Here is a 6,031-nt window from a genome sequence, read left to right as displayed (position 1 = left end):
GCTTTAGCACACAATCTAAGAAAGAAAGTTGCCTAAAGAGGACAACTTTTTCTATTTTCCAAAATAATATACATTTTACCGAAATAAAAAATCCGCCTCAAATTTTGTTGTGAGACGGATTCTTTATATTTTATGATGTGATGCTAAAACGGGTTCAGTATGAAAATTTAGAACAAATTTACTTCTTTGTAAACTCAAACTTTTGTCCAGCTTCTTCTACAGAAAATGTCTTTTTATCTTTTGCAAAAGTCAACTCCAAACCGCCTTGTTCATTCACAAATTTACCATCACCTTGATAATCTAATGGAATAGTTTGTCCACCAAAAACTAAATTCAATTTATCGTTTTCAGCTTTCAACACAAATTCTGAATTAATTTGTTTATTCGTAAATGTACCTTCGTATTCTTTTGGATTAATCTTTTCAACAGGTTTTACATCCGCCATATTGAATGTATTATTCTTCAAATCAATATCTGGTAAAGCTCCATTTGGATCCAATTTAATCATCGAAACTTCTTTTGTTGAAGGCACTTTGAATGTCCATTCTGTATTACGTTTCCAAACTTCAATCGGTAATTTAACTTCTTGAGAAGTCCCATCTTTAAAGTTCACTTGAACAGTAGTTGGCATTGGTAATTGTCCAAAATTTTCAACTTTCAAAATCAAGCCTTTTTTGTAATCTCCATCTACATATTTTGCACTGTTAATTCCTTGATCAATTGTCCATTTATTCAAAAACCAACCTCTCCAAAACCAAGATAATTCTTCTCCTGAAACATTTTCCATCGTGCGGAAAAAATCTTCTGGCGTTGGATGTTTATATGCCCAATATTTGATGTATTGGCGCAATGCTTTATCGAATTTTTCTTCACCCAAAATTGTTTCACGCAAAACTTTCATTCCTGCACCTGGCTTATAATACAACAATGCACCGATATTTCTTTCGCGCATATTATCTGGTTGAGTCGTTACAGGCTCAAGATTATCGCTGAATAAATAACCCGCCATTCGTTGTGCAGATTGCTTTTTGTAATATTCGCCATTGTTGAAATTCTTCGTCGAAATATCATTGATAAACGTATTAAAACCTTCGTCCATCCAACCATGAACACGCTCATTAGAACCAACAATCATCGGGAACCAAATATGTCCAAATTCGTGATCTGTAACACCCCAAAGTCCTTCACCTTTCGAAGTCATATGACAAAAAACAATCCCAGGATATTCCATTCCACCCTCATTTCCTGCCACATTTGTCGCCGCTGGATAAGGATACTCTAACCATTGTTTCGAGTAATGCTCAATAGAAGCTTTTGTATATTCTGTCGATCTTCCCCAAGCATCATTTCCGTCACTTTCTACTGGATAAGCCGAAATTGCCAACGATTTTTGACCACTTGGAAGATTAATTTTTGCTGCATCTAAGATGAACGAAGATGATGAAGCCCAAGCAAAATCACGTGTATTCTGAATTTTAAATTTCCACGTTTTTGTTCCTTTTGCAACTTTTGTCGCTTTGTTTACCTCATCAGCAGAACGAATAATAACGGTTTTATCACTCGCTTTTGCTTTGTTCCAACGATTCACTTCTTCTTTCGAGTAGACTTCGTTTTCATTCAATAATTCTCCTGAACCAACCACATAATGCGTAGACGGAACTGTAATATTTGCTGTTACATCTCCATATTCCAGATAAAATTCTCCTGGTCCTAAGTATGGTAATGTATTCCATCCCATGATGTCATCGTAAACCGCCATGCGAGGAAACCATTGCGCCATCGTAAAAATCTTTCCATTTTTAGTTGGTTCTACACCCATTCTATCGGCTCCATAATCTGGTGAAACAAATGAATATTCGATTTTTATTTTTGTTTTTCCTCCACGAGCTTTCAAATGATTAATCAAATCAATTTGCATGCGTGTATCCGAAACAGTGTATTTCGCTTCTTTTCCGTCTATTTGAACAGATTTAATTTTATAACCTCCTTCAAATTCAGAAGTTGAATCACCATAACGGCTTCCAGAAATCGGTAATAAAGCACTTCCTCGAGATTCTTTTTTGAATAAATTTTGATCCAATTGTAACCACAAAAAGTCTAAATCATCAAAACTATTGTTGGTATATGTAATTTCAGATGTTCCCGAAATTTCATTTTTTTCTTCATTCAAACTAACATTCAGATTATAATCTGCACGATTTTGCCAATAATTATGACCTGGTTTTCCACTCGCCGAACGAGTTTCTGTTGCATTATTCTGATAAAAAAATGGTTTGAAAGCTTCTTGATAATCGTATTTTGGTTTTTCTTGTTGACCAAAAACCGAAATCGAGAATAAACTTATTCCTAAAAGTAAGGGTTTGAAATAATTTTTCTTCATGTGTGAAATTTTACAGTAATTATAAAATTACCTCATATTTTTCAATACGAGGTAATTTCAACTTTATAATTATTCTAAAATTTTAGTTTGAAGCTTTTTAAATTCTTCTGGTGTTAATTTTTAGGTTGATTATAAGGTAAAGCAAGTAATAAATTTCAGTTTTTTCATTCTAATATTTTGATTAGATGAAATTAACATATTTGTACGCAATAAAAAAACTCATCCAAAAAAGATGAGTTTTCTATATTTTATTAATTTTTCTGAAAATTATTTCTTGTTTGCATAAAGAACTGGATTCAAATCCTCGTCATTATACATTTTCATTTGTTTATACACTTTCATGTATTTTTTACCTGCTTCAAAATCAGCCAACAATTCTTCAATCGCTGTTGATAAATCTTGATGTTGTTGATTCAAAACATCTAATTTCACTTGACAAGCTGCTTTATGCTCCGGTGTTGCATCCTCACGTTCTACCTCTTGTTTCATGTGATAAACCTTAAGCGATAAAATAGAAAAACGGTCTACAGCCCACGCAGGAGATTCTGTATTGTAAGTTGCATCTGCTTTTACTTCTACATTCGCATATTGTTGTAAAAACCAGCTATCCACATATTCTACCATATCTGTACGTTCTTGGTTTGATTTATCAATCCAACGTTTTAAGCTTAATGCTTCTACTGGATCAATTTGTGGATCACGAATAATATCTTCTAAATGCCATTGAACTGTATCAATCCAATTTTTTTTGTACAATAAATGAGCGATTAAATCTTCTTCGCTATATGGATTTTCGATTTGACGATTTACATCATCATATTTGTGATAATCATTGATACTTTGATTAAAAATAGACCAAGCTTTATCTGTGAATTTCATGTTTTGTTTTAGTTTATAAAATAAAAGCATTGTAATTGTATACGCAACTACAATGCTCTATTATCTAATTAAAAATATATTTTAATTTTCTTTTTTGTCAGAAGTACTTTCAGTAGCTTCTGATTTGTTATCATCTTTTGTTGCTTTCTTGAATTCGTTTAATCCAGAACCTAATCCTTTCATTAATTCAGGAATTTTCTTTCCTCCGAATAATAATAACACAACAAGTACGATTACGATCCATTCTTTACCTCCTAATCCCATACTGAATTGATTTTAATGCAAATATATAATTAATTTATTACATTCCCGCTACCCAAGAAGCAGGATTTTGTTTTGTTGTTCCGCTCCAAACTTGGAAATTCATGATTGTTTCTCCATCTCCACTTGTATAGATAATTCCTAAAGACTGACCACGTTTTACATCATCACCTTTCGAAACACTTACACTTGATAAGTTTGTATAAACTGAATAATACGAACCATGTCTTACCAATACAGACTTACCATTTCCAGATACACTCATTACAGCTTGAACAGTTCCTTCGTAAACAGCACGTGCATGTGCTCCACGATAAGTTGAAATATCAACACCACTATTTTGCGTTGTAATATTAGATAAAACTGGGTGAGAATTAGCTCCAAATCTACTTACAACCGTTCCTTTATCAACAGGCCAAGGTAGACGACCTTTGTTTGATGAGAATTCTCCCGAAATACCTTCAGAATCTGGACGTTCTGCAAAAGTCTCAGCTGGTTTTACTGCATCTACTTTTACAACACGTTCTTTTTCTGGCACTTTTACAACAACTTTCTGCTCAGCTTCTATCTTCGCTTTACGCTCAGCTTCAGCTTTAGCTGCTGCAATTTTACGAGCATCTTCTTCTTTTTGAGCTTTCAAACGAGCTTCCTCTTCTGCTTTACGTTGTGCAATGATACGTTGACGTTCTGCTTCAGCTTCGCGTTCTAATTGTTCAAATTTAGCAACTTCTGTTTTTGCTGTAGATACGAAACTTCCTGTTGGATGATGATTTAAATAAGATTGATACGCTTGTTTTGTATGCGCTGAACGTGCAATATTCCATGCTTTGGCATCATTCTCAATTCTTAAAATAGCTGTACGAGCTGATTTCGCATAATCTCCTTTTGGGTTATCTCTTAAATACTCATTATAAGATGCAATTGTATTTCCTCGTTTAGCTTCGTTCCAATCTTTTAAATCTTTTTCTGCACGAATCTTTGCTTGTCGAATCTCTTCTTCAATAATTGCTTTAATCTGTGCATCAATTTGGCGTTGTTGTGCTTCTTTTGCATTAATTTCAGCAGCAATAACACCTTCGTTTTTACGGAATTCTTCGACCGCTTTCTCTTTTGTTAATCGTTCTTTTTCAAGATTTTGACTAAACAAAGTTTGCTGAGAAAGTACTTTTTCTTTTTCGTCTTTCGCTTTTTCTTTTTGCGCTTTTTTCGTCTGAATATCAGTTTGTTTACCGATAATTTCATTCGCTTGTCCTAATTGGAAAGCCGAATATTTTTCTAAATATTTGATACGACGATAAGCCTCTCCCAAACTTTTAGAAGAAAGCACAAAAAGTAATTTATTTTCAACAGATTTGTTCTTATATGCACGAACCAAAACCTGTTTGTAGTCTTTTTTTAGCTCAACCAACTCGCGCGAAAGTTTATTAATCTCTAACTGAGTTAAATAAATTTCGTCCTCGATAAAGCGTTTTTCTTTTGATAAGTTGTTGACTAATTTTGTTTGAACCTGAATTTTTTTCGTCAAATTCTGCACAAAATCAACATTTAACTTCGAATTTTGCTTATTAACCTCGAGTTGTTTGTTTAAGTTTATAATCTCTTTTTTAAGCTGAGCATTCTGTTTTTGTAAGTTCGCTTTATTGTACGGAACCTGCGCAAACACTGATAATGACAACGTTAAAAGTACAGTTGATAAAACAAACTTCATTATTTTATTTCTTTTTTCTTATACCCATCTGGAATTGAGAACGGTGTGTTCGTTTCCTGAAACGTAAAACTATTATATTCCAAGTCTATTTGACGCGTTTTTTTCTCTTTTATAATAATTTTAACATTTTTCGGAAATTCCTCTGCTCCAGCTTTTACCCAATTGTCGTAAGCCAAATCAACTTCCATTTTTCGTTTTGGATCTTTCAGATGTGCTTCTTTCAATCGGAAACCGTTATCAAAAACATATGTTTGTATGTATTCGCCTTCTTTTGGAGAAGTTGCAATCGCTTGATTTTTATTATATGTAATCGTATATTGATTATTCGCAAAAGTCGCTGTATAATCTGTAGGATTAAGATCAACGAAAACTTTTCCTAACATCAAATTTTGTAATTTTTGATAATCGATAAAATCAACTTTCAATAATTTATTTGCAATAGAAAAATCTCCTTCATAATATGTTCCACCTAACTTTTCAAAAGCCGAAAAACCATCAGGCGTAATCAATGCGCGTGCACCTGTAAATCCAAATTTTGTAGCATTAACCCATATCTTTTGTCCATTTTTCACAGCAATTGTAGCATTTACATCTCCAGAAATTTCTTCTAAATCTGCCGTTACTTTTGCCTTAATCGTTAAATCTTTGAATGATGTTTTTTTTGACAAGGTTTGCTGAATAATTTTTGAAGAAGCTGAAACAACTTCTGTATTATCTTTATCTACTTTTGCTACTTTCTGAGTGTTACAAGCTGTTGCAAGAACTCCTAAACAAAAGATATACGTTAATTTTTTGATCATAAT

At 33.0% G+C, this 6,031-nt stretch carries 5 protein-coding genes; all 5 read right to left on the bottom strand.

From position 1 onward, the window contains the following. Positions 1-178 precede the first annotated feature (178 nt). A complete protein-coding gene (locus tag G0Q09_RS09280) occupies positions 179-2,380 on the bottom strand; it encodes a M1 family metallopeptidase (protein WP_219034667.1) in 2,202 nt (733 codons plus the stop codon). Positions 2,381-2,647: 267 nt separating this feature from the next. Then, the gene (locus G0Q09_RS09275; protein ID WP_114998393.1) at positions 2,648-3,259 is read right to left on the bottom strand and encodes a DUF4254 domain-containing protein; all 612 of its coding nucleotides are present in this window, start codon (positions 3,257-3,259) and stop codon (positions 2,648-2,650) included. An 81-nt stretch (positions 3,260-3,340) separates the two neighbouring features. Further along, entirely contained in the window at positions 3,341-3,523 is a 183-nt protein-coding gene (gene tatA, locus G0Q09_RS09270) for a twin-arginine translocase TatA/TatE family subunit (protein ID WP_038336575.1), read from the bottom strand. A gap of 37 nt (positions 3,524-3,560) precedes the next feature. Continuing rightward, positions 3,561-5,228, bottom strand: a complete 1,668-nt coding sequence (locus tag G0Q09_RS09265; protein WP_257468165.1) for a murein hydrolase activator EnvC family protein — start codon at positions 5,226-5,228, stop codon at positions 3,561-3,563. Further along, positions 5,228-6,028 carry a lipoprotein insertase outer membrane protein LolB1 gene (gene lolB1 / locus G0Q09_RS09260; protein ID WP_219034666.1) on the bottom strand — a complete coding sequence of 267 codons (801 nt, stop codon included), beginning with the start codon at positions 6,026-6,028 and terminating at the stop codon, positions 5,228-5,230. The genes G0Q09_RS09265 and lolB1 overlap by 1 nt, the downstream gene beginning before the upstream one ends. Between the last annotated feature and the right edge of the window lie 3 nt (positions 6,029-6,031).

Origin of the sequence: Empedobacter falsenii (assembly GCF_019308355.1) — a bacterium.
Taxonomy (GTDB): domain Bacteria; phylum Bacteroidota; class Bacteroidia; order Flavobacteriales; family Weeksellaceae; genus Empedobacter; species Empedobacter falsenii_B.
The sequence above is the reverse complement of the archived record's forward strand: the minus strand, read 5'-3'. Positions and strand labels throughout refer to the sequence as shown.